The following is a 26,336-nucleotide window of genomic DNA, read 5'->3' on the forward strand; positions in this document are numbered from 1 at the left end:
AGTTCCGGAAAAAAATTAGGCTCTAAGAAATTGATTATTGGCATTGATCTAGGTACGACAAACTCCCTTGTTTCATATTTTTCCGACACGGGACCACAGCTGATTCCCAATGCGTTGGGGGATACGCTAACGCCCTCTGCGGTGTACCTTGATAAATCTGGTATAATGATGATCGGCGCAGGGGCGAAGGATCAGCTGGTAAATGACGCCAAAAATGCTACCGCGCGCTTTAAGCGCCTAATGGGAACTAGCCGAGAAACCAATCTGGGGCGCAAGTCTTTCAAACCAGAAGATCTGTCTGCAATGATATTGCGCTCATTAAAATCCGACGCTGAGGACTATCTGAAACAGCCCGTTACCGAGGCCGTAATTTCTGTTCCTGCATATTTTAATGATATCCAGCGCAAGGCAACCATCAACGCGGCAGAGCTGGCGGGCCTGTCCGTGGCACGCCTAATCAACGAGCCAACCGCTGCTGCATTGGCCTATGGGCTGCACTCTAAAGAAGAGGAAGACACCTTTTTGGTCGTAGATCTTGGAGGGGGGACATTTGATGTCTCGATCCTTGAGATGTTTTCTGGTGTGATGGAGGTGCGCTCATCGGCAGGGGATGCCTTTTTGGGGGGCGAGGATTTCACCGACCGTATCGTTGGTCATTTCTGTGATCAATTATCCTGCAAGGTGGACGATCTGGCGGCTGATGATCTATCTCGCCTACGTGCCAAGGCAGACCAAGCAAAACATGCATTGTCAAATGCGCAAAATATTAGCCTAGATTTTCGCCTAGGCGAAAATGAAACCATGCTTACCCTCACGCGCCCAGAATTCGAACGGGCCTGTGTCGATCTTTTGTCACGCATGAAGATGCCATTGCAAAAAGCTGTAAATGATGCAGAGCTAAGCCTTGAGGAAATTGACCGCATAGTATTGGTTGGCGGCGCTACCCGCATGCCGATTGTTCACAATCTGATCACCAAATTGTTCAAGAGATTTCCAGAACACGAGCTAGACCCAGACCGGGTCATCGCCCTTGGCGCGGCGGTACAGGCAGGGCTGGTTGCGCGTAACGCAGCACTGGATGATGTGGTGATGACTGATGTCTCCCCCTTTACGCTTGGCTATGAAACCTCGCGCCAGACAGGCCCAAATGGCAAATACGAAACAGGGCTGTTCGAACCCTTGATCGAGCGCAACACAACCATCCCCGTCAGCAGAAACCACGTGGTTTCCACAATGGAAAAGGGCCAGAAATTAGTACGCATTGACGTCTATCAAGGCGAATCCCCCTACGTGAAAGACAATATCAAAATTGGCACCTACAACGTTGAAATCCCCTATAACGCCACCGCCCATGAAGAGGTCGATATCCGCTTTACCTTTGATAATTCTGGTGTGCTAGAGGTGATATCTAAGGTGTTATCGACCCAAAAAGAAAGCAAGCTGATCATCGAAAGTAATCCGGGATCGCGAAGCCGTAAGGATATCGAAAAACGCTTTAAAGAGCTGGAAAAAATAAAAATCCACCCACGCGAAGAGACCATGAATGCAGCCTTTATCGCACGGTTAAAGGCCGCCTATGAAAATGCGCTGGGTGAGCGACGCAGTAGCATATCCATGTTGCTGTCTGAATTTGAGGCAGCCCTTGGCACACATGACCGCCGCAAAATTGATGCCAGCCAGAAAAAAATAGAGGCAGAGCTGATAATTTTGGAAGAAATCAATGTCTTCGACTAACCCGTTCAAGCATCTTGGATTGAAAAACGGGGCAGGGGTGCGGGATGTGAAACGCGCCTATTCAAAATTGTTAAAGGTGACTCGCCCAGATGACGACCCAGAGGCCTTTATGGCCCTGCGCACCGCCTATGATCAGGCGCTTAGCCGCGCCAAACACGCCGAACGTATGGCAAAAGATACGCCAAAGATCCCGACAAAGCCAAAGGTGGACACACCAGCCAAGCCAGAGCCGGAAATTTATTATGACAAAACCTATGACTATCATTTCAACACCTCGGATCTGGGCGAACTGATCAAGGAGACGGTGATTTGGGTGCAGGATCAACAGGTATTGGCGATGGATTTTTTCCCCGATATTTTGGCGTCAAACGTTTTGTCGGACGCACTAGATCGGCGGGATTATCAAAATTTTTTGGCGTGTCATATTTTCGAATCCGCACTGCCTGAGGGCGCGGGATATGAGGAACTAGTATATATAGATCAGGCGGATGCCCCAATATTCACCCGCCCAGATTGGCTGGGGGCAGAGCTGGTGGAGCTGCTAGAGCAAGAACTAAACCTGACACAGGTGCGCCCAGATACGCTCTATCTGGCGCGCTATTATAATGCAGTGATTGCGCTGTTTACACCAGTATTACAGGCGGCAGATCAGGCGTATCAGGGGGCTGCATATACTGACTTGTTATCCCTACATGCTGCGGAAATGGATCGCGATAATCAAGACGCCTTTGGATCGTTTTTCGATACAAAAACAAAGCGCTGGATGGATATGTCGCCGGTTGGCAGGGCCATGCGCGATATCACCGATATGATAGATCAAGCCCTTTGGGGCAGTAAGCCAGAGGATTGGCACGATATTTTAGAGCGCGATGACGTCCAATCCTTGGCCGAATTTCAGGACATCAGTACCAGAATACGCGCTTTGGTGCTTGATCAAACAGGGTTCTATTCCGAGGATAAAACCCCAAAGATGCCAAAATGGCTAACAGGTGCCGTCCTGCGATATCTGGACGATACCTATGGTTGGTCTCGCCAACGTGGTCGACATGATTTTGAGCACCAGCAATTCAGTTGGTTGCATAGGCTGATTGAAAAATACGCAGACAAGCCAAATGCGGGCAACCCTGAAATTTCTTGGGCCGAGGTCGGGCAGAGCAAGGTGGCCGATTTGGGCTATCAACCCTTGCCATGGTTCCTTTCAGCGCGAAATATGCTGTTAATTTATCTTGGGGTGCGGGCTCTTCAGATGATGGCGAGGCTGGCATAGGATGACTGGTTTTCTGGCGGTCTTTGGCCTGTATGTTCTTTTTCATTTACTTAGAAGGCTGTTTGGCACGCTGAAATCTGCGCGCGGCTTTCAGTGGCGCGCCCTGCGGCGCAGTGATTTGCGCAACTGTGGTATTGCCCTTGGTGTGATCGTGGTTATCGAGCTCTTGGTCCCAACCTATGCGCCAGATCTGCCCGCCGAGTCCCGCGCACCCTATGCCGAGTGGGCAGTCTTGGGCGAAAACAAGGTCATAAGAACATTAGGTGATGTCGCCGCCGCAACTGATTGGATAAAAACCAATACTGCAACCACGCTAGAGGCAGAACTGAAGCGGCTAGAGAGTGAGCGGGCGGCCTTGATACGCTACCGCGATGTTGGGAGCAACAAAATCACAGACGAAGAGCGCAAAGCCATACAACAATTTATTCGCTACATAACCGCTAGCGATAACTTGGCGCGACGCATTGATCCACATCTAACAGCCCTGACCGCAGAACAAACAGCAATCGAGGCATTGTTTGCGCAAAACCCGTCGCAGCAAGATAGCGACGTGGCTCTTGCCCGCGCAGAAATACGCGAAGCCATCCTAAGTGAAATCCATAAGGGGTTACAAGAGACGCAAACACAGCACTATCAGGCGCGCAGAGCCTATATTGAGTCTCAAGAAAAAGAAAAACGATACCTAAGCGAAATTCGCACAGACCCCAAGTTTATCGAGTTGAATGACACATGGTTACAGGCTTCTCAATACCGTGGTTCGATATCCAATGATCTGCGCCATGCTCAGAAACGTCACCGTGCGGCAGTGGTTGCACAGAAGCAATTGGATAAAAACACACTCTTTGATCCAGCGATGGACAGCCTGCCTATTATTGAAGAGGAGGTCTTCGTCTTTAACCAAAATAACAGCTATCAACCAAAGATCGCTGGTCTAAATGCCAAGCTGAAGGATATCTGGAGCAGAGCACAGAACAGGGACCGGGTCTTGCCGAATGGTAGAAATATATTGCGCTGTGATGTGGATCTGCGCACCGCACAGCTTACGCGACGCTGTATTTATGCGCTACCCTTGCCCATTGCCTACGATCTATCCACATCAACATGTGATATTTCCGATGAAGAACAATCAGATACCCTGTGTTATGAGAAATGGATCCACCCCTATGCTACCCTGATGTTTACTGAACAAGGGGTCATATTTCACGCACCACGTGCGAACAACAGCGCCCAAAATCCAGAAGCCATCAGCGCATGGACGTTGCTCATCGATGGCAAGGCCCACGATCTGCGGGCCCCTGTGTCCGTGGCATTTGAAAACCTACCACAGGACCTGCACCGCATTAAGTTGATCCATAGTCCGCTTGATCTATCTCACGGGGTTCATATTTGGCGGCAATTCGATTTGGCGGCCCTCGCTGACAAGAGCGCTGGGAATTCGGATGTGCTGGGGGCCAATATGTTCGAGCCGCGTGAAATCCGCTTGAATCGTAAGGGAAAGCGGCTGTTTGACATGGCCCGTAGTTTTGTCGGTAACGATAAAAACACCGCGCTAGAGGCCATCGTTTCCGCGCGCAGCATCAATTTTGAAATGCAGGCAAAATATGTGCAGTTTGACAGCGAATTGACAGGTGCAAAGGCAGAGAGCTGCTTTCACAGTCAGATGAATACGTTTATGGAAAGAACGGTTTCGGCGCGCACGACCAGTCAAAACGGGATGCGCATTCCTCTCGCTGAGATTGAGAATTGCGCCCAGGTTTATACCATCAAAAATGTGCTGGATGGATTGAATCGCATTTATAGATAATCGTAAATATATGATAATGCCTCTATGAAAACCCACACTTCGTGCTAACCTCTGATCAAAGCAAGGGGGAAATCATGAAATATTTCGCGGCATTAATTATTATCGTGGTTTTTTCTGGAATGGGATACGCCATTCTTGAAGAGCTGATCCCAACGGGCCCTGGCAAACACCACGTGACAGAACAGGCGGTGAAGGTTTTTAACTTCTCACGCGATCTGTTTGGGCTACAATTTTTGGGATTTGGAACGATGTTCTTGGGGTACTTCTTTGCAATTCTGACAGTGTTTCAGAAAAGCGATAGCTAAGCCATGCTGGGGAAAACGGCGCATTAAATGCGCCGTTACTGTATCTTATTGAACGGTAATGTTCACTGCATTTTGTTTGCCATTGCGGCCTTCTTCTAGGTCATATGATACTTTTTGATCATCTTGAAGACCCTGCAAACCCGCCGCTTGAACTGCAGTGATGTGAACAAATACATCATTGCCACCGTCCTCTGGTTGGATAAATCCATAACCCTTGGTTGCGTTAAACCACTTTACTGTGCCATTAGCCATAATTTCTTTCCTTTAAATACCCACGCGAAATGCTGGGGCTTGGTGTTGCTTGGTCTCTCGTAATCAGCAGGCAACACATCAGGAAGTCGGCAGATTTGGACATAGTAGGCGCCACAGCGGCAGATTGGAGCCTTTTATTTCAAAAATCAAGTGTTTGTATCAGCCGATTTAGGCTATCGTGCGAAAACAAGCATACAAGTCTAAGAACGGAAAATAATATGAAGCTTTATGGTCTGAAAAACTGCGACACCTGTACCAAGGCTCGCAAGGCACTGAGTGCTCAGGGATATGACGTAGAATTTATAGATGTGCGCCAAACCCCAATGACCAAAGCAGAGCTGCAGTATTTTTTCGCTCTTTTTGGCGATGAATTGTTGAACAAACGCTCCACAACATGGCGCCAACTGGCCGAGGCAGACAGAGATGCCGAGAGTGTTGATCTTATCTTTGCGCACCCGACATTGATGAAACGTCCGGTTATTACCGACGGCGAAAAATCAACCCTGGGCTGGGCGAAGGAAACACCTGCAAAATACTTGTAGCCACTTGTTACAGATGCCGGGGCTTCTTAAGTTTAGGGGAACAACAGGAGGGTTTCATGCGTAATACCGCACTTATACTTGGCATCATTTCAGGCCTTTGGGGCATGGTGGTCGGATTCTTTGCCTTTGGCTATACCGTTTTGGTGGATAGCGTCGGCGAGAAAGCCCCCGATCTGCTTACGCAGGTGGATGATGTTGAGAAGATCCGCGTCTTTAGCTTGATCGCGCCGGTTCTTGCTCTGGTGGGCGGTGGCATGGTACATGCGCGGCCCACGTGGTCTGGGCCGCTGCTTTTGCTATCTGCGGCTGGAATGCTCTACGCCTTTGAGTGGCGTTTCTGGACGATGTTCCCCATCACGCTCTGCGCGATTGCCGGTATTCTGGCGTTTTTGGCCGCCTATACCAAATCTGATTAGGCGCGCTTTAACAGCCGGTCCAGCGATATTGGGCCGGCACCTTTGACGACCAAAGTGATCAAAACCACAAACCACAATAGGCGCTGATCAGCGATCAACTCACCAGACGAGTTGTTGAACCACTGGCCAATCTTGGCGCCATGTCCTGTGACATCTACAATGGTTTGAACAGTAACAAACCCGATCATTCCAAGTGCGGCAAGGCGCGTGAACAAGCCGATTAAAATCAGCGCAGGCAGAATGAATTCGGCCCAAGTGCCAAAAATGGCAATCAGTTTGTAGATAATCCCAAGACCCGATGGGTCATATCCCAAGGCCTCTAACTTTTTGGGAAAAATTTGAACATAACCGTTCGGGTCAAGATTGAACAAACCCGTGATCCCATTGCCCAGCTTGGTCTGGGCTGATTTCCAAAAATACTGCAAAAGCACCGCAACAAAGGCAAAACGCGCGAGCGTTGGTAAAAACCATTCCCCTAGCAGGCCAGAAATTGCCGAAAAAATACGATCATGTAGTCCCAGTAAACGTCGCATAATAGTCCCCTTAAGTTTCAATATTGGTGACGATTCCTGCCTGAAACAATAGCCCAAAGGCCGCAGACAGGTCAAAATCATCGGTTATTGTTTCGCATTGTGCGATTGCCGACTCTAGTGGTTGATAACGCGCAAGGCATTGCACAAAGGTAAATGTGGCGTGATCCAGCAAATAAGGCACCACATCAAATTCTGGTCTGGTGAGCATTATCCATTCTTGTGGATTGGATATTTTAATCTGTGCAACGCTGTTAAAGTGCCAAATTGAATGCACAGGATAAAGCGAGTCTAACAAGCGCAATGATGGAGCCAGTGTAAAGCGTGCGCTGGCAAATTTATCCTCTGGAATTTCGCTTAGTGCAGAGACGTCTAGCGGACGCGCATCGCCTGCGTGATAGCATTCGCGCCGCGCTAATTCGAGACGCGCAACATCCGGTAAATACGGCAGGCTCTCGGCGGGTTTGAACCCTGTGATAAACTCTGGAAAACGATCGCCATAGAACATGATCATCGGATCATGAGGTGGATTGCGGCGCACATATTGCGTGGCCATGGCCTGAAAAAAACCATCCCCGACAATTTTTTTAACAACCGGAAAGGCCTCTTCCATTGCGCTGACCAGACTGTGAACCACATTATTGCGATACACATCAAAGCGTTTGGTTGCAGGCTTGCCGTCGGGATTAACCACGCCTTCGGGCGTCGGAATATCGGGGTTTAACAATGCGCTACTAAATTCAGCCTGAAAGTCGCTCATTGCGCTGCAACCTGTGCATGACGCTCTAATAAATCATTGGCCAGAGACATTTCATTGGTCAGAACAGACCATTCAGGAATGTCGTTATCCCATTCGATCAACGTGGGGCAGGGCCCCATCTTGGCCAAAGTATAATCATAGAGTTGCCAAACTGGGTCTACCACCGCGCGGGAATGGCTGTCGATCAACAGGGGCGCGCCCAACTCATCGCTATCTTCTTCGTGGCCACCTAGATGGATTTCACCCACCAGATGGGTGGGAAACGCATCAATATAGCCCTCGGGGGAATAATTCTGATTTGTGGCAGAAACGAATACGTTGTTCACATCCAACAACAATCCACAGCCAGACCGTTTGACAACCTCTGCCAAAAAATCCGTCTCGCTGCGATCCGATTGTGCAAAGGCCACATAGGTGGAGGGGTTCTCCAACAGCATCTGTCGCCCGACGGTCTCTTGGACCTGCTGAATATGCGAAACTACCTGATCTACGGTTTTCTGGGTATAGGGCAGAGGCAAGAGATCATTTAGAAAGGATGCCTCATGAGTAGACCATGCTAGATGTTCAGAAAACATAGCCGGTTGCAACCAATCGACCAGATGCTTCAAGCGCTGCAGATGGTCGGTATCAAGGGGCATTTCACTGCCAATAGACAGGCCAACCCCGTGACAAGATACCGGAAAATGCTCTCGTAGGTGGCGCAGTTGCGCAATGGGGCGCCCGCCGTCGCCCATATAATTCTCTGCGTGGATTTCGATCCAGGCCAAATCATCAGGGGCGGCTAGAATATCGTTTAGGTGCTGAGCTTTATATCCAACGCCGGCTTGATGCGGCAGGTTGGTGTATTGCGAAAGGTTAGCCACAGCGCGTCTCCCTGAATTTTGGGTACAGTGGGCAGAATTCCTGCCCACTGTGAATTTGATATTCTAATCTTATCAGGAAGGAATGTCGCGCTCAAGAGCTTCCAAAGAGCCCATACGCTCTGTGCCGTCAGCCTGTGCAGGCAATTCCATAGTTGCGCATGTACCTTCTGCAACCAGCTTCCAAGCATTACCTTGGTAATCAACAGTAGATGTACCGGCACATGATGTACCTGGACCAGCGGCACAACCGTTTTCACCAGCCAATGCAACACCGTAGCATTTTACGTTCGCAGCATGTGCAACGCCAGCGATTGAAGAAGCAGTTGTGGCAACAGCGGCCGCAACGGCCAAAGATTTCATAGATTTAGACATGATGTTTTCCCTTTTAGGTCGTTATTAGTTTTACCGCATTTGCGATGTATGTTGTTTAGCAAATCATAGTGATAACGCACCAATCACAGACGCGTTAGATAACGAGTAAGCGAGAATAGGTTATAATTGCACTAATTTGCCCAGCATTTTGAGCGTATTTTTGCAACCAGAGGTGGTTATTGCCGATTTTCCCATGTCAAATGTTACAAAAATCATGGTTTCAATCACAAGTGCTGCGCCGGCATCGGCTTGAGAATCGAAAATTGAAACAATTTCGCGCCGAAATAAAAAAGGCCCGCCGAAATCTGGCGGGCCTTGATCATGCGAGTCGTCGAACCTTAGCCCACAAAGGCTTTCTCGATTACGAATTCAGCCGGCATAGAATTAGAGCCCTCTTTAAGGCCCGCATTTTCCATGATCGCCGCGATGTCCTTGTTGAACTCCAATGATCCACAGACCATGCCGCGATCTGTTTCTGGGTTTAGTGGCGCAATATCCAAATCTTTGAACACCTGCCCATTTTCAATCAATGTGGTTATCCGGCCCATTTTTGGGCTCTCTTCACGGGTGGTGGTCGGGTAATATTTTACCTTATCTTCAACCAATTCACCAATCAGCGGGTCTTGCTTTAGCCCTTCGATCAATTTGCGGCCATATTCCAATTCCGCAACATCACGACAGGTATGGGTGATGATCACCTCTTCAAATTTCTCATAGGTTTCCGGTTCGCGCAACAGGGATGCAAATGGGGCAAACCCCGTACCCGTCGCAAAGAACCAGACCCGTTTGCCCGGCAACAATGCATCATGCACTAAGGTGCCCACAGGTTTTGGGCGCACGATGATTTCGTCACCAACCTTGATGTTTTGTAATTTCGAGGTCAAAGGCCCATCCGGGACCTTGATTGAATAAAACTCCAACTCGTCATCCCAAGAGGGGGATGCGATGGAATAGGCCCGCAACAGCGGTTTGCCATTATCGCCCATCAGGCCGATCATCACAAATTCGCCCGAGCGGAACCGTAGGCTTTGCGGCCGGGTCACACGGAACGAAAACAACCGATCTGTATAATGCGTTACCTTGGTAACGGTTTGGGCATTTGGCAAAACAGGCTTTGCCTTGGCTACTGGGGCGTCAACTGGGCTTTGTTCATTCATGGTTTCGTCCTCTTGAGGAAAAGAGAGTTAAGGGGTTATCCCGCCTGCTGTAGGCGGTTTCTATATGCATTATCTTGCCAATCGGCGCGGTACAACCATTCTGTTTCTGGTTGGCGCTCGGCTAAATCAGCAGAAATTTCGACTTCGTCGAATCCACAGCGGCGCGCCATGGTGTATTGGTCAGAAATAACATGCCCATAGGCCCGCAACTTTCCAGTGTAACCCAATAGGCGTAGATTACGCGCCAAGGTAAAGCCACGCCCATCCGCAAAGCTGGGGAACTCAATTCGGATCATCGCCGCTTCGTTAAAGAATGGCACCAAATCTTCGGGATTGGCGGTGTTGGGCATATCAATGGCGTAGCCCGCTGGGCGATCCGAACGCGTCAGTGCATTATCATCCCACGCCTGAAACCCATCGGTCCATGTGTCGGTGTGAAAGCCTTTGTCGGTAACGATTATGCTCATTTGCTCTGGTCCTTTTTGGGGGCATTATGAATGCCGCATTCTATTTTGTCCTGCCCAGCCCAACGACCGGCGCGTTCGTCCTCGCCGGCACCCACTTTGCGGGTACAGGTGGTGGGGGAACACCCAATCGATGGGTATCCCTGCTCGACCAATGGGTGGCGGGGCAGGCGGTTATTGATCAAATATTCCTGTAAATCCTCGCGCGCCCAATGGGCGAGAGGATTGATTTTAATACGCTGATCGTCTTCGTTCTCGAACAAATCCAACGCTTGGCGTGTACCGGCCTGAAAACGCTTGCGCCCCGTGATCCATGCATCAAATTCACCCAGTGCTTTTTGCAGCGGCTCAACCTTGCGCACTGAGCAACAGGCGTTGGTATCGGCCAGATGCAGGCGGTTAAACGGGTCGGCCTTTTTAATATCTGCCGCATCGGCACGCACTACGCGCACATCCGATAGGCGCAATTTTTCTGCGACTTCTACCTGATAGTCCATTGTCTCTTTGAACAACATTTGCGTATCCACAAATAGCACCGGCATATGGCGATCAATGGTCGAAATCATATGCAACAGCACCACAGATTCCGCCCCAAAGGACGAAACCATCGCCACACGCCCCACCGCGGGATCAGACATGGCATCACGCAATACAGGGATTGCCGCGTGATGACGGTACTGATCGTTCAGCAGATCAACACGGTCTTGAACACTTATGTCAAAGGCTTCAAAGGGCATATCATTCAGCCGCGATCTTGGTTTCGGGGTACAAGGCCGCCTTGAATGGTGTAAGCCCAGTACGGCGATAGGTTTCAAGGAAGGTCTCCTCGGCGCTATCGCGCAGCTCAAGATAGGCATGGACGATGCGCTCGATTGCCGGAACAATCTGATCATAGGAAAACCCAGGACCCGCCCGTTCGCCAATTGCCGCATCTTCGCTGCCATCGCCCCCCAAGGTGATCTGATAGTTTTCAACGCCAGCGCGATCCAATCCCAAAATACCAATATGCCCCACGTGGTGGTGCCCACAGGCATTGATACAGCCCGAGATTTTAATTTTCAGATCGCCAATGTCATTTTCCAGCTTTAACTCGTCAAACCGCACAGCGATTTTCTGGGCAATTGGAATAGAGCGTGCCGTGGCCAAGGCACAGTAATCCATACCCGGACAGGCGATGATATCGGAAATTTTGCCAATATTTGCGGTCGCAAGATCTGCGCCAACCAAGGCCTTGTACAAATCATACAGGTTCGATTTATGAACATGCGGGATGATCACATTTTGCTCGTGGCTAATGCGCAGCTCGTCATGGCCGAATTTCTCGGCCAAATCCGCCATCACGCGCATCTGATCAGATGTGGCATCACCGGGGGTTTCGCCATGTTTTTTGATGCTGATTGAGACGATGGCATAGTTCTCGTTCTTGTGCTCGGCCAGATTGGTATCCACAAAGCTGCGAAATGCGCCATCGGCGGCATAGGCTGCGTTAAACCCATCAAGGGATGCATTTACATATGCGGGAGGGGCGAATTGTGTTTCGATTTCGGCAAGTAGTTTCTGGTCAAACCCGCCAAATTGCGCACGCTGAACCTTGAAGCGCTCTTCTACCATTTCACGAATGGTATCGATGCCGTTTTCATGCACCGTGATTTTGATACGCGCTTTGTATTTGTTATCGCGGCGTCCCAACACATTATAGACCTGTAGGATGCTTTCCAAATACGGCAACAAATCCGCACGTGGTAGGAAATCGGTAATCACCTTGCCGATCATCGGGGTGCGGCCCAAACCACCGCCCACAATCACCTGATAGCCCGGCTCGCCCGCCGCATTGCGACGTAAACGCAGGCCAATATCATGGGCCTTGATCACCGCGCGATCGGTTTCAGATCCTGTGATCGCGATTTTAAACTTGCGGCCCAAGAAGGCAAATTCCGGGTGATCGGTTGACCATTGGCGCAGCAGTTCTGCGGTGGGGCGGGGGTCTTCTATCTCGTCAGCCGCCGCACCAGCAAAATGATCAGAGGTCACGTTACGGATACAATTCCCAGAGGTTTGAATGGCGTGCATATCAACCTCGGCCAAGGCATCCAACATATCTGGCACATCCGTCAGTTTTGGCCAGTTGTATTGAATGTTTTGGCGGGTGGTGAAGTGGCCATAACCGCGGTCATATTTATCGGCGATATGCGCCAGCATGCGCATTTTAGCGGAATTCAGGGTCCCATAGGGCACCGCCACGCGCAGCATATAGGCATGCAATTGCAGATACAGGCCATTCATCAGGCGCAGGGGGCGAAACTCCTCCTCGGTCAGCGCACCTTCTACACGGCGCTCTACCTGCTTGCGGAACTGGCTTACACGTTGCTGGTTAAACTCTTTGTCAAACTGGCTATAGCTGTACATTTTATTGGGCCTCCTGCTTTCCGTGAATATAATTCGACGGGCCTTTGGTGCGGAATTCTTCGCGGAAATGGGTGGGGATGGGCGTACCATCTTTCATCTCTGCATTGGCCAAATAGGGGCCAACCAGCAGATCCGCTAATTTCAAGGCCTTGGCCAGCTCTGTATTGGCCACGGCTTCGTCTTCGATCAGCCATGCTTGGTCATGGAACAATACCCATTCGCCAGAGGCGTTTAGATAAACGACATCGCCTTCAATTAGGCGGTTGGCTGTCAGGACTTTGGGTGTGTATGCGCGTGCCATGTTGTAAAAACCATTGATTAAACTTCGATCACCACGTTATATAGGGTGCAGCGGGAAAATATTCCACTAAAATACGTACAATCCCTGTAGAATAGGAAATAAATCCCACAATAATATCGGATGGGAATTAATTCCCCAGCAATGATGGATTTAAAGAATGGTGACCCAACTAGATGCCATAGATCGAAAAATACTTGCTGAATTGCAAGCGGATGCCTCGCAATCCTTGGATGAAATTGCCAAAAAGGTTGGCGCTTCTAAAACGCCTGTTTGGAATCGCATCCGCAAACTGCGTGATAGCGGTCTGATCAAAAGCCAAACAGTTATTCTGGATCCAGATAAACTGGGCCTAGAGGCCTGTTTTTTTGTGCTGGTGCGCACTTCAGAACACGAGAAAGATTGGCAGGATCGGTTTCTAACCGCGCTGTTAGAGCGCGAAGAGGTGTTAGAGGCACACCGCTTGGCAGGAGATATCGACTATATTCTAAAAGTACGGGTGAAAAATGCCAAAGCCTATGATGATTTTTATCAGGCACTGATTTCAGAAGTGAAAATATTCAACATGACCGCACTGCTTTCTATGGAAGAGATCAAGTCCACATTGCGCCTGCCAGTCTAGCTATTTCTTCTGCAACAGATCGGATTTCTTACGCACGATAACACTGCGCAGATCATGCATGGCCAGCAACAGATCATCGGCCAATATTTCAATTTGGCTGTCGGTTGCCTTGGATTGCATCCACTGGGTGGTCAGGTTCAAATGATCAATCGCGCGGTAAATATCATCAATCTGTCGATCGGCAATGGTCTTGCGCCGCTGGACAATCCATTTCTCGATTTCTTCGCGCTCTGCATCGGTTGGCGGCTCGTCCCCTTGGGGCTTTATCTCGCCTTTTTGCAAATTCAATGTGGCGATCTGCTTGAAATCCAGCCGCCGGTGGCGGTTTTCCGTATCCATTCGAAATACCGCCGCACCATTCTCCTTGGTTCTAAAAAACAGATTTTCTGGCTTTTGCATATTCAACGCCTAAATTAAGGAAATTTTGAGTTATATTTAAACCAAACTAGCACAGAATTTTTGGATGCGCGTAGAGGCATCTATCAATTGTTCTTCGGATGTTGCATAGCTGATACGGAAATTGGGCGAAAGCCCAAATGCGGCGCCAAAAACCACCGCAACCCCCTGATCCGCCAACAGTTCAGTGGCGAATATCTCGTCATTTTCAATAACAACACCGCTCTGGGTGCGCTTGCCAATAAGACCGGCAATTGATGGGTAGACATAAAAGGCGCCCTCTGGTGTCGGACAGGTGATCTCTGGAATTTCGGCCAGCATGCCCAACACCAGATCGCGGCGCGCCTTAAACACTGGGCGCGAGAATTCCAAATAATCCTGTGGGCCGTTCAGCGCCTCGACTGCCGCCCATTGCGCCACAGAATTGGGGTTTGATGTGCTCTGGCTTTGAACCTTGCCCATGGCTTTGATCACGTCGCGTGGCCCAGCCGCATAGCCAATGCGCCAGCCTGTCATCGCATAGGCCTTGGATAGGCCATTGGTCGTAAGACAGCGCTCATACAATCGCGGCTCTACCTGTGCGGGGGTACAGAATTTGAACCCGTCGTAGCTAAGGTGCTCGTACATATCATCAGACATCACCCAGACATGTGGGTGGCGCAACAGAACATCCGTAAGCGCCTTTAACTCTTCCCAGCTATATCCAGCACCCGTTGGGTTTGACGGAGAGTTAAAAATCAACCACTTGGTTTTAGGGGTGATCGCGGCCTCTAGATCCTCGGCGGTGATTTTGAAATTATTTTCTAATTTTGCAGGCGCGATAACTGGCGTGCCGCCACCCAGCAAAACCATATCAGGATAAGAAACCCAATAGGGGGCAGGGATCACCACCTCGTCACCGGGATTAAGCGTGGCCATTAGGGCATTGTAGAGAACCTGTTTGCCGCCTGTGGAAACGATCACCTGATCGGGGGTATATTCTAAATCATTGTCGCGCAAAAATTTAGCGCAAATAGCCTTCTTTAATTCTGGGATACCATCGGGGGCAGTGTATTTTGTCTTGCCCAAATCCAGTGCTGTCTTGGCGGCATCTTTGATGTTGTTTGGCGTGTCGAAATCCGGCTCGCCCGCACTTAGGGCAATAATATCCACGCCTGCGGCGCGTAGTTCACCAGCCTTGGTGGTAATAGCAATTGTTGGCGATGGTTTTATACGTTCTAGGGACTTGGATAGAATAGACATCTGTAACTCCTCACTTCAATTCCTCATTCTTAGAGCGCAGGAACAGGTGTTACAAGTTCGGTTTTCTTGTTGACCTTTGGGGTTAAAAAAAACAAAAGACCCTATGACTGATCCGACCGAAACACATGAAACGCGCCTGAAACGGTTGCGCCTGCGCTCTTGGCGGCGCGGGATCAAAGAGATGGATCTGATTTTGGGGGGCTTTGCAGATCATAAAATGGCCTCGCTTAGCGTGGCCGAGCTGGACGAGCATGAGATCATGATGTCCGAACATGATCACGATTTATATATGTGGATCAGCGAGCAACAGCCCGCGCCAATCGAGTTGGCCTCGGCGCTGGATCGGGTTCGACGCTATTTTCTGGAAACTAAATAAAATCTTCTACAAACCGCTGTAAATTTAACGGCTTATTTGAATTTATGCTTCACAAAGGTCTCAGCAGAAAGTCGGAGACACTATATGAGCATCCATTCACCCTTGAATTCCCAAAAGAAAAATGTGGAATCCAGCGAACCACCCGCCCGCGATTTCCTCAGCAACTATCTTGATACACTTGGGATGGTCGAACGCATGCACCGCTTGTTACTGGATGTAATCAAGGACGAGTTCGAGCGCCTTGGTTTGTTGGACATCAATTCTGTACAGGCATTGCTGTTGTTTAACATTGGGAATAACGAGGTGACCGCTGGTGAGTTGAAATCACGCGGCTACTATCAGGGTTCAAATGTCTCGTATAATCTGAAAAAGCTGGTTGAATCAGACTATATGCATCACAAACGCTGTGAAATTGATCGTCGCGCGGTGCGGGTTAAATTGACCGAACGCGGTCAGGAAATCAGTAAAATCGTAGGGGAGCTGTTCGAGCGACACGCCCAAGGCATGCTTGGGAGATCAGTTTTGGAAGACGAAACCCTGAATGATATCAATCGCGCATTGCATAAGGTCGAGCGCTATTGGACAGATCAGATTCGCTACATTTACTAATCGCAATTTTTTAGGGGGAGGATGCGGCGTTTTGCATCTTAATATTTCCTAAAACATTTGCTAGACTGCGTTCATTCTTACTGATGGACCTAGCTATGAATTACGACAGCCAGATCGACAAAGCCCTTGATGCACTACATTCAGAGGGGCGTTATCGCGTATTCCAGGATATTAGCCGTATCAACGGGCGATTCCCCTCCGCCAATTGGATCGATGAAAACGGTGATAAACAGCAGATCACGGTTTGGTGTGGAAACGACTATCTTGGCATGGGTCAACATCCGGCGGTGATCGCAGCTATGCACGAAACACTAGATGTGGCTGGCGTCGGTTCAGGCGGCACACGTAATATTTCTGGCAACACAGTTTATCATAAGGCCCTAGAGGCCGAATTGGCCGATTTACATCAGAAAGAGGCGGCCCTGCTGTTTACCTCTGCCTATAATGCAAACGAGGCAACTCTTTCTGCTCTGCCAAAGTTGTTTCCGGGGCTGATTATCCTGTCTGATGCTTTGAATCACGCCTCGATGATCGAAGGTATCCGCCACGGAAACTGTGAAAAGCATATTTTCCGCCACAATGATGTGGCCCATTTACGTCAGATACTAGAAACACTGCCAGCGAATGCGCCCAAGGTTATTGCCTTTGAAAGCCTCTATTCCATGGATGGAGACTTTGCGCCAATCGAGGAAATCTGCGATTTGGCAGATGAATTCTCGGCGCTCACCTATGTCGACGAGGTGCATGCCGTCGGTCTCTATGGGCCTCGTGGCGGGGGTGTTTGCGAACAACGCCAAATTCTGGATCGGGTAGATATTTTTAACGGGACACTTGCCAAGGCCTATGGCGTAATCGGGGGTTATATCGCGGCCTCTACGCGTTTTGTGGATGCCATCCGCTCTTATGCACCAGGTTTCATCTTCACATCTTCCTTGCCGCCTGCGGTTGCCGCCGCAGCCCAAGCATCCGTTAAGCATTTGAAATCAGATAATTCTTTGCGCATTCAGCATCAAGAAATCGCAGCACAGTTAAAATTGCGCTTCAAGGCTATGGGGTTGCCGCTGGATGATCAAGGTAGCCATATCGTACCCGTACATGTGGGGGATCCCGTGAAATGTAAGATGATCTCGGACCGCTTGCTCAAGGACTACGGAATTTATGTGCAACCAATCAATTTTCCCACGGTGCCCCGCGGTACGGAACGGCTGCGTTTTACGCCATCACCGGTGCACAGCCAAGAGATGATTGATGCTCTTCTGACCGCCATGGATGCGCTTTGGTCGCATTGCGAACTTAGTCGGCTGAAAACCTCCGCATAAACCATTATAACAACCAAGGGGTGACCGCAGGTATAAAAATGTGTTAATACAAGTGGTAACGAGAGATCGAGCACAGCGAATCGATCTCCAAGAGGCGATAAGGTTGGGGTTGGGTCGTTCATGGACCAGGTTTCTGACATCGATGGACCGCAAGGGTATGATGCATTTTCTGTGTCTCTTGGTGACAAGATGCGCGGCGAACGCGCGACCTTGGGAAAAACATTAGAAGATGTCGAATCCGAGCTGAAACTACGCCGCGAAGTTTTGGTCGCTATCGAAGACTGTAATCTAGAGGGATTTGCCTCGCCCAGCTTCATCGCAGGTTATGTGCGCTCTTATGCTGCTCATCTGGAATTAGACCCCCAAGAGTGTTTTGAACAGTTTTGCCAAGAAAGTGGCTTTGTTGGCATTCAATCTCAAATCGATACGGGAAAAACACCGACCACAAAGAAAATGCCCAATTCGCGCAAGCAAATTGATGAGGCGCTATTAAATCCGCGCATCCCACACCGCATGGCGAAATCAGGAATGTTTGCGGAATTCTCACTATCTGGATTGGTTTCTCTTGCGGTGGTGACCCTTTTGATTGGGGGGCTTAGTTGGGGTAGCCTTACGGTTTTGAAAGAGGTTCAGCGCGTGCAATTTGCACCAGTGAATGACGTGCCAACAGTTGTACCGCATGTCGCGATTTTGAATTCGGACGATAGCGAGAGTCAGATCGACGATCTGAAGACGGCACGCGAATTGGCCGAGGAAAAAGACCGCCGTCTAGCTGAGTTATACCGCCCAACAGAGCTTACAGTGCCGCGCCTAACGCCGCGCGATGGGCCAATTTCGGGCATCGACCCCACCAGTTTCGGCGTATTTGCCGCGCGCGCGCCTGATGTTTCTGTAGAGAAAATCGATGCAGTTATCCAACCCCCACAGGTTACAGAGACAGGTCCGCTGTCTGTTGATGTAGTCGCGTTAAAGCCCGCATGGGTTAGGGTTTTTCAGGCCGATGGCAAAATATTGTTCGAAAAAATCCTTGATTCTGGTCAGCGTTACCGCGTGCCAGCAGATGCCGCGGACGCCTTGATGCGTGCTGGGAATGCCGGTGCGGTCTATCTGATGGTTGGGGATGATCTCTTTGGCCCTGTTGGCGCTGGAACCAGCGTGGCACGCAAGGTCGCCCTAAGCCCTGATGCAATTGCCGAGGTTTATGAAAAGGCAACGCCCACATTGGATAATCCCCTACAGGCGCCAATAAACCAAGCAATCACTGCCGAAGCTGCGCGATAGCAACTTCTGTGATTGCGGATTGATGTTGGTCTTCCTATAAAACAAACAAGTTTTTAGGAGTTTCCCCATGAGCCTGACCTCCATCCGCCCCTGGCGCACAATCGAGCGGCGAAAATCACGTAAAATACATGTAGGCTCGGTGCCTGTTGGCGGAGATGCACCAATTTCCGTGCAAACCATGACCAATACGCTAACCCATGATGCTAGTGCGACGATAAAGCAGGTTTTGGCCTGTGCCGAGGCAGGGGCCGATATCGTACGGGTCAGCTGTCCTGATGTGGACAGCACGTTGGCCATGAAAGAGATCTGTCGCGAAAGCCCCGTGCCCATCGTGGCCGACATCCATTTCCACTACAAGCGCGCCATCGAGGCCGCCGAGGCGGGTGCGGCATGTTTGCGTATTAACCCTGGCAACATCGGATCTCCAGAGCGCGTGCGCGAGGTGATTAGGGCCGCAAATGATCATGGTTGTTCCATCAGAATCGGGGTTAATGCCGGATCACTGGAAAAACACCTTCTGGAAAAATATGCGGAACCCTGCCCAAAGGCCATGATCGAAAGCGGGCTAGATCATATCCGCATCCTACAGGACAATGATTTTCACGAATTTAAAATCTCGGTAAAAGCATCCGATGTTTTCCTAGCCGCCGCCGCCTATCAAGGACTGGCCGAGGCCACCGATGCGCCAATTCATCTAGGCATCACCGAAGCAGGGGGGCTGACCAGCGGCACCATAAAATCTGCGATTGGATTGGGCAATCTATTGTGGTCGGGCATTGGTGATACGATCCGCGTCTCGCTATCTGCTGATCCGGTAGAAGAGGTGAAGGTCGGGTTCGAGATCCTTAAATCACTGGGCCTGCGCCACCGTGGTGTGAATATTATTTCCTGCCCGTCCTGTGCTCGCCAAGGTTTTGATGTGATCGAAACGGTAGCAAAGCTAGAAGACCGCCTAGAGCATATAAAAACCCCAATGAGCCTCTCTATCATCGGCTGTGTGGTAAATGGGCCGGGCGAAGCCCTGATGACGGATGTAGGATTTACTGGCGGGGGTGCGGGGTCTGGAATGATCTATTGGGCTGGTAAACAAGATCACAAAATAGACAACGATAAGATGCTGGATCACATAGTCGAATTGGTCGAAAAACGTGCTGGAGAAATAGAAGAGGGTGCGAAATCCGATGCTTAAGCTGGCCTATGGGGCGCTGTTTTTGGCGGCTCTGGTGGTGGGATCACAGGCGGCGATCCGTTTGGCATCGCAAAATAGTCAAGATTATATCTCGGATCCGTTTCAGGCGGTTTTACCCAAGACGCCCAATGGGTATATTTCCACCGATGCCGAGGGACAATTTGAACTGCCCCTGCCTGTTATGGCGCAAAAACTGGCGGCACATATGCAAAACCTTGCGCGTACTACGATCATCTCGCCCAACCAAGACCTTGCGCAGGGGCCCGTTACCTACCGGATACGCACATTATTGATGGGGTATCCGGATTACGTATCTATGGCCCTGCGCACAGACGTTGCAGGCAAAGTTACCGTTAAAATTTTCTCGCGCTCACGGTTTGGGAGTAGTGATTTCGGGGTGAATAAAACCCGCGTGCAGGCTGTTTTGGCGGCTTTGAGGTAGTGTCGGAATAGGGCGCAAATCAGATGACAGGCAAGATCCGCTTAGCTCTCTCCACATGGGATTGTTTTGCGACATCTCACAGCGGGCCAAAAACTCGCGCCCCCCAACCTGTAGGCAAATCACCTGTCCCAATTCCAGCCGCTGGCCCGTTTTATCCGTGCAATAGCAATCGGGCCACTGCACATCAGCGCCCTCAGATAGGCTAGGGGAACCCAAGAGTAACACCCCCAAGACAGAGATCATAATTCGGTTCATGCTCCACCATAACATAAAAAGATGAAAAATGCACCTCTGCCCTTGACCCTACCCAAAACAACAGTGAAGACAGGGGTATGGTACCTACAGATAAACTAGAACAAATTCTCGCTCGTTTCGCATTCCTAGAGGCCAAAATGGCCGATGGCTCTGCCATGGATGAAATCGCCGAAATGTCCAAAGAGTATTCCACGCTGAAACCGGTTGTTGACCAAATTCAGGCCTACCGTTTGCTGATCTCTGATATCGCCGAGGCCGAAGAGATGCTGAGTGACCCCGAGATGAAAGCCTTGGCAGAAGAGGAACTGCCCGCGCTGAAATCGGCCCTGCCAAATGCCGAACGCGAGCTTCAGCTGTCGCTATTGCCCAAGGACGAGGCCGATGACAAGCCCGCGATTGTTGAAATCCGCGCCGGTACAGGTGGCGACGAGGCGGCGCTGTTTGCGGGGGATTTATTGCGCATGTACCAGCGGTTTTGCGAATCCAACGGGTGGAAGTTTGAGATCGTAGAGGGCAGCGAGACAGAGCTGGGCGGATATAAAGAGGTGATTGCCAACGTCAAAGGCGATGGCGTTTTTGCGCGGATGAAATTTGAAAGCGGTGTTCACCGTGTGCAACGCGTACCAGAAACAGAAAGCGGCGGGCGCGTGCATACCTCTGCTGCGACCGTAGCAATTATGCCCGAGGCAGAAAACGTAGATATCGATATCCCAGCCACAGATATCCGTCTGGATACCTACCGCGCCTCTGGTGCGGGGGGGCAGCACGTGAATAAAACCGATTCTGCCGTGCGCATTACCCACCTGCCCACAGGGCTAATTGTTACCAGCTCGGAAAAATCACAGCACCGCAACCGTGAAATCGCCATGAACGTCTTGCGTACGCGCCTCTATGATATGCAACGCCAACAGGCCGCGGATGAGCGCGCCGCCACACGTAAGGATCAGGTGGGATCGGGGGATCGTTCTGAACGCATTCGCACCTATAATTTCCCGCAAGGCAGGGTGTCCGATCACCGCATTAACCTTACGCTTTATAAGCTGGATCAGGTGATGCAGGGGGATCTGGACGAACTGATCGATGCGCTCATTGCCGATGATCAGGCAACCAAGCTGGCCGAACTAAACCCATGAGCCTGCTGATATCTGCGGTGCTTTCGCACGGGGCAGAGCAGCTTGGCGATGCCATTGATGCCGAGATCCTTTTGGCAGAGGCATTGGGGATCGCGCGTGACCGCCTACGCCTATATCCCGACCAAGTGGTTTCTACCGACCAAATGGCAAAATTCAACAGGTTCCTACAGGCGCGGATGCTGCATCAGCCGGTGTCCCAGATCATCGGCCACCGCGATTTTTGGAAACATCGGTTTATTGTAACCCCAGATGTGTTAGACCCGCGCCCCGATACAGAAACGCTGGTCGAACAGGCCCTTGGGCTGGCGCCTAAAAACCGTATCTTGGATTTGGGAACCGGTTCTGGGTGCATCGTGCTCAGCCTGCTGGATGAATGGCAAAATGCGACAGGGGTTGGTGTTGATATCAGCACCGCCGCCCTAAAGGTCGCAAAACAGAATGCCACGAACCTAGGCGTTACCGATCGTATAGAGCTGGTTGAGGGGGATTGGTTCGCGCCGCTGTCAGATCAGTTTGATCTGATCGTTAGTAACCCGCCCTATATCACCGCCCAAGAAATGCAGCACCTAGACGCGGATGTGCGCGACTGGGAGCCGCGCATTGCCCTAACACCAGAGGGCGATGGGCTGGATGCATACCGTATTATCTGTGCCCAAGCAGGGGCATACCTGCAATCGTCAGGGCATTTGGCCGTTGAGATAGGCCACCAGCAGGGGGCAGCAGTTGCCCAGATGATGTCGCTTGCGGGTTTTGCAGACATCCAAATTATACAAGATTTAAACCGCAAGGATCGCGTGGTTATCGGCGTTATTTAGGCCTGATTTGCGCAGTTTTACACAATAATACCGATGTTTAGGGTTGTTTAATTATTCTGCCCTTGTATAAATACAGGGTCTTTGTCGAACAGTGTTCGATAGACTGCCAACCTCAATTCGCTTGGCCATACGCAAAAGGCGTCCATTTCCACCATAAGGTAATCAGATCATTATGAGATCTTCAAACAAATCGCGTTCACGCAACAAAAATAATAATAACCGTCGCCATAATACCGGAAACGTGATGAACCGCGTGTTTGATTCTTCTGGCCCCGAGGGAAAAGTTCGCGGAACTCCTCAGCAGATCATCGATAAATATCAAGCGCTGGCCCGCGATGCACAATTGGCAGGCGACCGTGTCGCGCACGAGAATTTCCTACAGCATGCTGAACATTATTCCCGCCTGCTAAGCGACTCTCAGCGTGAAATTGCCGCCCGTAAAGAGGCACAACAGGCCCAGCAGGCGCAAAACCAAAACACGCAGCAGAACGCTCAACCAAAGGCCAGCGTGGCCGAAGGATCGGATCAGCCCGTAATAGCCGCCGCACCCGACCAAGAGGTCTTCCCAGGTGAAAGCCAAGACAGCGATTTGGTCTCTACACCAGAATCCGCCCCCACAAAAAAGAAAAATACCCGCCGTCCAGCCCGCAAACCCGCGGCCACCAAGGCGCAACCAGATCAGGAACAGCCGGCATTGGCGCTGAGCACTGGTAGTGAACCCCAAGAGGCACCGATCAAGGCCGAGGCCCCTGAATAATTATCCAGAAAACTGCTGAGCAAGGGAGCAAAATTGCTCTAGGCTCAGCCGTTCAGCGCGCTCGGTGGGGGCAATTCCCGCCGCAATAATCCGATCCTCTACATCAGGTGCCAGCCCCTTTAGGCTTGCACGCAACATTTTGCGGCGTTGATTAAAGGCCCGCGCTACAACGCGTTCAAGCAATTTCGCATCCACATCAAAGCGCGGTTTCTCTAGGCGTTTGATATGCACCACCGCCGAATTCACCTTGGGCGGTGGGGTAAAGGCCTGAGGTGGGATTTCCATGGCAATACGCGCATCACAGCGAAATTGCGCCAGAATAGACAGGCGGCCATAGGCCTTTGATCCAGGCTGAGCAACGATCCGTTGTGCGACTTCTTTTTGAAACATCAGGGTCAGGCTATCCCAGATCGGGGGCCACTGTGCAGGTGTTAACCAGCGCACCAACAGCTCTGTTCCCACATTATAGGGCAGGTTTGCCACCACCTTAACAGGGGCCGACAGATGCGCCGAAACATCCACCTGCAAGGCATCACCATAGAGCACTGTTAAGCGCCCATCCGATGCATCGGTCACCTCTTGTAGGGCTGGGCGCAGGCGCTCGTCGCGCTCTACTGCCAACACATGGCGCGCACCTTCGGCCAATAGTCCTCGGGTTAGCCCGCCAGGCCCTGGGCCAATCTCTAACACATCACACTGTGACAAATCCCCGGCTTGGCGCGCGATCTTGCTGGTTAGATTCAGATCAAGCAGAAAGTTCTGCCCCAATGATTTTTTCGCACTTAGACCATGGGCATTGATTACTTCGCGCAGGGGCGGCAGATCATGTATCGACATTTGTTTTCCGGTTCTGCGCCAGTTTATGGGCATATTTAAGGGCGGCAATCAGGCTACTGGGATTGGCATCTGGCCCGCCAGCCAGCGCAAATGCCGTGCCGTGATCAGGGCTGGTGCGGATAAACGGCAACCCAAGGGTCACATTTACGCCGCCATGGAAGTCCAATGTTTTTATCGGGATCAAAGCCTGATCGTGGTACATGCAAATGGCCACATCATACCGTGCGCGCGCCTCTGCATGAAACATGGTGTCGGCGGAGATGGGGTCGCTGATATCCATGCCTTGCGCGCGCAACTTGTGGATCAGCGGTTGCATCATATCGATTTCGCTACGCCCAAATGTCCCACCTTCGCCCGCATGAGGATTTAGGCCGGCCACAGCTATCCTGGGGTTTGGAATGCCATGATCTTCAATCAATGATTTGTGTGTAATTTCAATGGTTTCCAGCAATAACTCTGGCGTTAAATGATCCTGTACATCGCTTAGGGCTATATGAATGGTCACTGGGACGACGCGGAGTTCGTCACAAGCCAACATCATAACCGAGCGCTTGATACCGGCCAATGCCGCCAAAAATTCGGTATGCCCGGGATAGGCGAAGCCAGCGCCTTCCACCAAAACCTTTTTATGAATGGGATTGGTACAAAGTGCCGATGCCGCGCCGGACTTTACCAAATGAACACCCCGTTCGATCACGGCAATAATATCGCGGGCGTTTTCGCCTTGCTCGCCGGTCAGGGTAGGGCGCGCGCTAAATTGGTGGTGTAAAACACCCAACCTGCCTTGGGGCAAGCTAAGAACATCTGCGGGGCGTTCGATTAGGTGATGAATGCCGTTGTGATCTCTGGATTCCACATGTTGCTTGTCCGCAATCAAGAAGAAAGGCGTGTCCACAAGGCGCTGTGCGGCCATTAGTGAAATATCAATCCCAACGCCATTGGGATCGCCACAGGTTAATGCGATGGGCGGCATCATTTTATATCAATAAAGGCGTCGCCTTTCAGCTCTTGCAAATACCCATTGGCTAGACCTGCGATTTTTTGGTTCACAAGGATTTCCGTGATGTTACTGCGGTCGCCCTCTGGTAATTCTCTGGAGCGCGAACAAAGCATCAATACGGTTGTCCGCCCATCCGCACCCGTTATCGTGGTGGTTTCGCGCGGATCCAGCGCATTCAAGGGCCCGCGCAATGCATCTGGAATATCTGCTAGCCTACCGCCACCCTCGCCAAATTCTGACCCTTCAAAATTGTTTCGCGCAGCGCGCAAATCTAGGCAGGTATCGATTTCGGTACGTAGAACACGGGCCTTGGCGGCACGGGTTTTCACATCACCCTCGGATGCGGGCAGGGCAAGGGTCGCATAACCAAGAATTTCATTTGGTTGGCGCCCACCTTGACCAGGAGAGCGCAGCAAGGCCACATCAACGTCGTTCTCCGTAATTTGCGCTTGGCGAGCAAAGCGCGTACGCACAACAGTGCGCCATACCAATCCAGCATGCACGAAATCATAAAACGTTTCACGTACCACACCGCGTTGGCCCAGAATTTCAATTAATTGATCCGATGTAAGATCGGCACGGGCGGCAAATTCATTCATGCCATCAAGAACCTCGCCCTCGGATACGGTGACGCCCATTTGTTCGCCAGCCTGCAAATACAAACGTTCGTCAACCAATTGTCCCATGGCCAAATTTCGCAAATCCGCACGTGCCCCGAATACCTGAAGCATGCTCACCCGCTGAAATAGCTCGAAATTGGTTACAACAGCATCATTGACAACCGCGGCCGAGGAAAACACATTCCCACTTTGCGCAAGGCTGGGCGCACCGAAGGTCAGGTTGCACAGGGCAACAACACAGAGCAATTTAAGTTTTTTCATCATGTCTTCTCG

31 protein-coding genes are annotated in these 26,336 nt (G+C 50.8%); 16 read left to right on the plus strand and 15 right to left on the minus strand.

Going from position 1 to position 26,336, the window contains the following annotated elements; all coding sequences use genetic code 11:
• The first annotated feature begins 30 nt into the window (after positions 1–30).
• The 4 genes from QQL62_RS01950 to QQL62_RS01965 all read left to right on the plus strand — a co-directional run bounded on the left by QQL62_RS01950 (position 31) and on the right by QQL62_RS01965 (position 5,110).
• Positions 31–1,734: an Hsp70 family protein gene (locus QQL62_RS01950; protein ID WP_284375654.1), complete on the plus strand. Its 1,704-nt coding sequence runs from the start codon at positions 31–33 to the stop codon at positions 1,732–1,734.
• Entirely contained in the window at positions 1,721–3,001 is a 1,281-nt protein-coding gene (locus tag QQL62_RS01955) for a J domain-containing protein (RefSeq protein ID WP_284375655.1), read from the plus strand. Before QQL62_RS01950 ends, QQL62_RS01955 begins: the two co-directional genes overlap by 14 nt.
• A gap of 1 nt (position 3,002) precedes the next feature.
• Positions 3,003–4,805, plus strand: a complete 1,803-nt coding sequence (locus QQL62_RS01960; protein ID WP_284375656.1) for a hypothetical protein — start codon at positions 3,003–3,005, stop codon at positions 4,803–4,805.
• Positions 4,806–4,879: 74 nt separating this feature from the next.
• Entirely contained in the window at positions 4,880–5,110 is a 231-nt protein-coding gene (locus tag QQL62_RS01965) for a hypothetical protein (RefSeq protein WP_284375657.1), read from the plus strand.
• 45 nt (positions 5,111–5,155) lie between these two features.
• Here the strand turns inward: QQL62_RS01965 and QQL62_RS01970 are convergent, their stop codons facing one another.
• A complete protein-coding gene (locus QQL62_RS01970; protein ID WP_284375659.1) occupies positions 5,156–5,362 on the minus strand; it encodes a cold-shock protein in 207 nt (68 codons plus the stop codon).
• Positions 5,363–5,580: 218 nt separating this feature from the next.
• On the opposite strand from QQL62_RS01970, the gene QQL62_RS01975 reads away from it, so the two are divergent.
• On the plus strand, positions 5,581–5,904 hold the full coding sequence (locus QQL62_RS01975; RefSeq protein WP_284375661.1) for an arsenate reductase family protein: 324 nt from the start codon (positions 5,581–5,583) through the stop codon (positions 5,902–5,904).
• 56 nt (positions 5,905–5,960) lie between these two features.
• Complete coding sequence (locus QQL62_RS01980) at positions 5,961–6,320, plus strand: hypothetical protein (RefSeq protein ID WP_284375663.1); 360 nt, start codon at positions 5,961–5,963, stop codon at positions 6,318–6,320.
• On the opposite strand, the gene QQL62_RS01985 is transcribed toward QQL62_RS01980, so the two are convergent.
• The 9 genes from QQL62_RS01985 to QQL62_RS02025 form a co-directional block, all read right to left on the minus strand.
• Positions 6,317–6,853 carry a DoxX family protein gene (locus tag QQL62_RS01985; RefSeq protein WP_284375665.1) on the minus strand — a complete coding sequence of 179 codons (537 nt, stop codon included), beginning with the start codon at positions 6,851–6,853 and terminating at the stop codon, positions 6,317–6,319. The genes QQL62_RS01980 and QQL62_RS01985 overlap by 4 nt on opposite strands.
• Before the next feature lie 10 nt (positions 6,854–6,863).
• A complete protein-coding gene (locus QQL62_RS01990; protein WP_284375667.1) occupies positions 6,864–7,610 on the minus strand; it encodes an HvfC/BufC N-terminal domain-containing protein in 747 nt (248 codons plus the stop codon).
• The gene (gene bufB / locus QQL62_RS01995; protein WP_284375669.1) at positions 7,607–8,473 is read right to left on the minus strand and encodes an MNIO family bufferin maturase; all 867 of its coding nucleotides are present in this window, start codon (positions 8,471–8,473) and stop codon (positions 7,607–7,609) included. The genes QQL62_RS01990 and bufB overlap by 4 nt, the downstream gene beginning before the upstream one ends.
• Before the next feature lie 72 nt (positions 8,474–8,545).
• Complete coding sequence (locus QQL62_RS02000) at positions 8,546–8,845, minus strand: BufA1 family periplasmic bufferin-type metallophore (RefSeq protein ID WP_284375671.1); 300 nt, start codon at positions 8,843–8,845, stop codon at positions 8,546–8,548.
• Positions 8,846–9,183: 338 nt separating this feature from the next.
• On the minus strand, positions 9,184–10,002 hold the full coding sequence (locus tag QQL62_RS02005) for a ferredoxin--NADP reductase (RefSeq protein WP_284375673.1): 819 nt from the start codon (positions 10,000–10,002) through the stop codon (positions 9,184–9,186).
• A gap of 35 nt (positions 10,003–10,037) precedes the next feature.
• The gene (locus QQL62_RS02010) at positions 10,038–10,469 is read right to left on the minus strand and encodes a DUF934 domain-containing protein (protein ID WP_284375676.1); all 432 of its coding nucleotides are present in this window, start codon (positions 10,467–10,469) and stop codon (positions 10,038–10,040) included.
• Positions 10,466–11,203 (minus strand): phosphoadenylyl-sulfate reductase, encoded by a 738-nt coding sequence (locus QQL62_RS02015; RefSeq protein ID WP_284375678.1) that lies wholly within the window; start codon positions 11,201–11,203, stop codon positions 10,466–10,468. Before QQL62_RS02015 ends, QQL62_RS02010 begins: the two co-directional genes overlap by 4 nt.
• A gap of 1 nt (position 11,204) precedes the next feature.
• Complete coding sequence (locus QQL62_RS02020) at positions 11,205–12,872, minus strand: nitrite/sulfite reductase (protein WP_284375680.1); 1,668 nt, start codon at positions 12,870–12,872, stop codon at positions 11,205–11,207.
• A 1-nt stretch (position 12,873) separates the two neighbouring features.
• Positions 12,874–13,173 carry a DUF2849 domain-containing protein gene (locus QQL62_RS02025; protein WP_284375682.1) on the minus strand — a complete coding sequence of 100 codons (300 nt, stop codon included), beginning with the start codon at positions 13,171–13,173 and terminating at the stop codon, positions 12,874–12,876.
• 157 nt (positions 13,174–13,330) lie between these two features.
• Between QQL62_RS02025 and QQL62_RS02030 the strand changes: the two genes are divergently transcribed.
• The gene (locus QQL62_RS02030; RefSeq protein WP_284375684.1) at positions 13,331–13,792 is read left to right on the plus strand and encodes an Lrp/AsnC family transcriptional regulator; all 462 of its coding nucleotides are present in this window, start codon (positions 13,331–13,333) and stop codon (positions 13,790–13,792) included.
• On the opposite strand, the gene QQL62_RS02035 is transcribed toward QQL62_RS02030, so the two are convergent.
• Both QQL62_RS02035 and QQL62_RS02040 read right to left on the minus strand, forming a co-directional pair.
• On the minus strand, positions 13,793–14,191 hold the full coding sequence (locus QQL62_RS02035) for a hypothetical protein (protein WP_284375686.1): 399 nt from the start codon (positions 14,189–14,191) through the stop codon (positions 13,793–13,795).
• A 36-nt stretch (positions 14,192–14,227) separates the two neighbouring features.
• Positions 14,228–15,430, minus strand: a complete 1,203-nt coding sequence (locus QQL62_RS02040; RefSeq protein ID WP_284375687.1) for a pyridoxal phosphate-dependent aminotransferase — start codon at positions 15,428–15,430, stop codon at positions 14,228–14,230.
• A gap of 103 nt (positions 15,431–15,533) precedes the next feature.
• Between QQL62_RS02040 and QQL62_RS02045 the strand changes: the two genes are divergently transcribed.
• From QQL62_RS02045 to QQL62_RS02090, 9 genes are all read left to right on the plus strand, one after another.
• Positions 15,534–15,806 carry a succinate dehydrogenase assembly factor 2 gene (locus QQL62_RS02045; RefSeq protein WP_284375689.1) on the plus strand — a complete coding sequence of 91 codons (273 nt, stop codon included), beginning with the start codon at positions 15,534–15,536 and terminating at the stop codon, positions 15,804–15,806.
• Between the two features lie 84 nt (positions 15,807–15,890).
• Positions 15,891–16,415 carry a MarR family winged helix-turn-helix transcriptional regulator gene (locus QQL62_RS02050; RefSeq protein WP_284375691.1) on the plus strand — a complete coding sequence of 175 codons (525 nt, stop codon included), beginning with the start codon at positions 15,891–15,893 and terminating at the stop codon, positions 16,413–16,415.
• 95 nt (positions 16,416–16,510) lie between these two features.
• On the plus strand, positions 16,511–17,734 hold the full coding sequence (hemA, locus tag QQL62_RS02055) for a 5-aminolevulinate synthase (protein ID WP_284375693.1): 1,224 nt from the start codon (positions 16,511–16,513) through the stop codon (positions 17,732–17,734).
• A 120-nt stretch (positions 17,735–17,854) separates the two neighbouring features.
• Positions 17,855–19,015: a helix-turn-helix domain-containing protein gene (locus QQL62_RS02060; RefSeq protein WP_284375696.1), complete on the plus strand. Its 1,161-nt coding sequence runs from the start codon at positions 17,855–17,857 to the stop codon at positions 19,013–19,015.
• 67 nt (positions 19,016–19,082) lie between these two features.
• Entirely contained in the window at positions 19,083–20,204 is a 1,122-nt protein-coding gene (gene ispG, locus QQL62_RS02065) for a flavodoxin-dependent (E)-4-hydroxy-3-methylbut-2-enyl-diphosphate synthase (protein ID WP_284375698.1), read from the plus strand.
• Positions 20,197–20,646, plus strand: coding sequence for a DUF1499 domain-containing protein (locus QQL62_RS02070; RefSeq protein ID WP_284375700.1), 450 nt, complete (start codon positions 20,197–20,199; stop codon positions 20,644–20,646). The genes ispG and QQL62_RS02070 overlap by 8 nt, the downstream gene beginning before the upstream one ends.
• A gap of 332 nt (positions 20,647–20,978) precedes the next feature.
• Positions 20,979–22,034, plus strand: coding sequence for a peptide chain release factor 1 (gene prfA, locus QQL62_RS02080; protein ID WP_284375702.1), 1,056 nt, complete (start codon positions 20,979–20,981; stop codon positions 22,032–22,034).
• Positions 22,031–22,849 (plus strand): peptide chain release factor N(5)-glutamine methyltransferase, encoded by an 819-nt coding sequence (prmC, locus tag QQL62_RS02085; RefSeq protein WP_284375704.1) that lies wholly within the window; start codon positions 22,031–22,033, stop codon positions 22,847–22,849. Before prfA ends, prmC begins: the two co-directional genes overlap by 4 nt.
• A 172-nt stretch (positions 22,850–23,021) precedes the next feature.
• Positions 23,022–23,606 (plus strand): DUF4167 domain-containing protein, encoded by a 585-nt coding sequence (locus QQL62_RS02090; RefSeq protein ID WP_284375707.1) that lies wholly within the window; start codon positions 23,022–23,024, stop codon positions 23,604–23,606.
• Here QQL62_RS02090 and rsmA read toward each other — a convergent pair whose 3' ends face one another.
• The 3 genes from rsmA to QQL62_RS02105 are packed head-to-tail and all read right to left on the minus strand — an operon-like array spanning position 23,607 to position 26,327.
• The gene (rsmA, locus tag QQL62_RS02095) at positions 23,607–24,443 is read right to left on the minus strand and encodes a 16S rRNA (adenine(1518)-N(6)/adenine(1519)-N(6))-dimethyltransferase RsmA (RefSeq protein WP_284375709.1); all 837 of its coding nucleotides are present in this window, start codon (positions 24,441–24,443) and stop codon (positions 23,607–23,609) included. It abuts the gene before it with no gap.
• The gene (gene pdxA, locus QQL62_RS02100; protein ID WP_284375711.1) at positions 24,430–25,419 is read right to left on the minus strand and encodes a 4-hydroxythreonine-4-phosphate dehydrogenase PdxA; all 990 of its coding nucleotides are present in this window, start codon (positions 25,417–25,419) and stop codon (positions 24,430–24,432) included. Before pdxA ends, rsmA begins: the two co-directional genes overlap by 14 nt.
• Positions 25,416–26,327 (minus strand): SurA N-terminal domain-containing protein, encoded by a 912-nt coding sequence (locus QQL62_RS02105; RefSeq protein WP_284375713.1) that lies wholly within the window; start codon positions 26,325–26,327, stop codon positions 25,416–25,418. The genes pdxA and QQL62_RS02105 overlap by 4 nt, the downstream gene beginning before the upstream one ends.
• Positions 26,328–26,336 lie beyond the last annotated feature (9 nt).

The organism is Amylibacter marinus (assembly GCF_030160015.1).
GTDB lineage: Bacteria > Pseudomonadota > Alphaproteobacteria > Rhodobacterales > Rhodobacteraceae > Amylibacter > Amylibacter marinus.

Excerpts from the sequence above, each read along its gene's own strand:
- QQL62_RS01955 (WP_284375655.1), top strand. The coding sequence starts at position 1,721 with ATGTCTTCGACTAACCCGTTCAAGCATCTTGGATTGAAAAACGGGGCA.
- QQL62_RS01960 (WP_284375656.1), top strand. The coding sequence starts at position 3,003 with ATGACTGGTTTTCTGGCGGTCTTTGGCCTGTATGTTCTTTTTCATTTA.
- QQL62_RS01965 (WP_284375657.1), top strand. The coding sequence starts at position 4,880 with ATGAAATATTTCGCGGCATTAATTATTATCGTGGTTTTTTCTGGAATG.
- QQL62_RS01970 (WP_284375659.1), bottom strand. The coding sequence starts at position 5,362 with ATGGCTAATGGCACAGTAAAGTGGTTTAACGCAACCAAGGGTTATGGA.
- QQL62_RS01975 (WP_284375661.1), top strand. The coding sequence starts at position 5,581 with ATGAAGCTTTATGGTCTGAAAAACTGCGACACCTGTACCAAGGCTCGC.
- QQL62_RS01980 (WP_284375663.1), top strand. The coding sequence starts at position 5,961 with ATGCGTAATACCGCACTTATACTTGGCATCATTTCAGGCCTTTGGGGC.
- QQL62_RS01985 (WP_284375665.1), bottom strand. The coding sequence starts at position 6,853 with ATGCGACGTTTACTGGGACTACATGATCGTATTTTTTCGGCAATTTCT.
- QQL62_RS01990 (WP_284375667.1), bottom strand. The coding sequence starts at position 7,610 with ATGAGCGACTTTCAGGCTGAATTTAGTAGCGCATTGTTAAACCCCGAT.
- QQL62_RS02000 (WP_284375671.1), bottom strand. The coding sequence starts at position 8,845 with ATGTCTAAATCTATGAAATCTTTGGCCGTTGCGGCCGCTGTTGCCACA.
- QQL62_RS02005 (WP_284375673.1), bottom strand. The coding sequence starts at position 10,002 with ATGAATGAACAAAGCCCAGTTGACGCCCCAGTAGCCAAGGCAAAGCCT.
- QQL62_RS02010 (WP_284375676.1), bottom strand. The coding sequence starts at position 10,469 with ATGAGCATAATCGTTACCGACAAAGGCTTTCACACCGACACATGGACC.
- QQL62_RS02015 (WP_284375678.1), bottom strand. The coding sequence starts at position 11,203 with ATGCCCTTTGAAGCCTTTGACATAAGTGTTCAAGACCGTGTTGATCTG.
- QQL62_RS02020 (WP_284375680.1), bottom strand. The coding sequence starts at position 12,872 with ATGTACAGCTATAGCCAGTTTGACAAAGAGTTTAACCAGCAACGTGTA.
- QQL62_RS02025 (WP_284375682.1), bottom strand. The coding sequence starts at position 13,173 with ATGGCACGCGCATACACACCCAAAGTCCTGACAGCCAACCGCCTAATT.
- QQL62_RS02030 (WP_284375684.1), top strand. The coding sequence starts at position 13,331 with ATGGTGACCCAACTAGATGCCATAGATCGAAAAATACTTGCTGAATTG.
- QQL62_RS02035 (WP_284375686.1), bottom strand. The coding sequence starts at position 14,191 with ATGCAAAAGCCAGAAAATCTGTTTTTTAGAACCAAGGAGAATGGTGCG.
- QQL62_RS02040 (WP_284375687.1), bottom strand. The coding sequence starts at position 15,430 with ATGTCTATTCTATCCAAGTCCCTAGAACGTATAAAACCATCGCCAACA.
- QQL62_RS02045 (WP_284375689.1), top strand. The coding sequence starts at position 15,534 with ATGACTGATCCGACCGAAACACATGAAACGCGCCTGAAACGGTTGCGC.
- QQL62_RS02050 (WP_284375691.1), top strand. The coding sequence starts at position 15,891 with ATGAGCATCCATTCACCCTTGAATTCCCAAAAGAAAAATGTGGAATCC.
- hemA (WP_284375693.1), top strand. The coding sequence starts at position 16,511 with ATGAATTACGACAGCCAGATCGACAAAGCCCTTGATGCACTACATTCA.
- QQL62_RS02060 (WP_284375696.1), top strand. The coding sequence starts at position 17,855 with ATGGACCAGGTTTCTGACATCGATGGACCGCAAGGGTATGATGCATTT.
- ispG (WP_284375698.1), top strand. The coding sequence starts at position 19,083 with ATGAGCCTGACCTCCATCCGCCCCTGGCGCACAATCGAGCGGCGAAAA.
- QQL62_RS02070 (WP_284375700.1), top strand. The coding sequence starts at position 20,197 with ATGCTTAAGCTGGCCTATGGGGCGCTGTTTTTGGCGGCTCTGGTGGTG.
- prfA (WP_284375702.1), top strand. The coding sequence starts at position 20,979 with ATGGTACCTACAGATAAACTAGAACAAATTCTCGCTCGTTTCGCATTC.
- prmC (WP_284375704.1), top strand. The coding sequence starts at position 22,031 with ATGAGCCTGCTGATATCTGCGGTGCTTTCGCACGGGGCAGAGCAGCTT.
- QQL62_RS02090 (WP_284375707.1), top strand. The coding sequence starts at position 23,022 with ATGAGATCTTCAAACAAATCGCGTTCACGCAACAAAAATAATAATAAC.
- rsmA (WP_284375709.1), bottom strand. The coding sequence starts at position 24,443 with ATGTCGATACATGATCTGCCGCCCCTGCGCGAAGTAATCAATGCCCAT.
- pdxA (WP_284375711.1), bottom strand. The coding sequence starts at position 25,419 with ATGATGCCGCCCATCGCATTAACCTGTGGCGATCCCAATGGCGTTGGG.
- QQL62_RS02105 (WP_284375713.1), bottom strand. The coding sequence starts at position 26,327 with ATGATGAAAAAACTTAAATTGCTCTGTGTTGTTGCCCTGTGCAACCTG.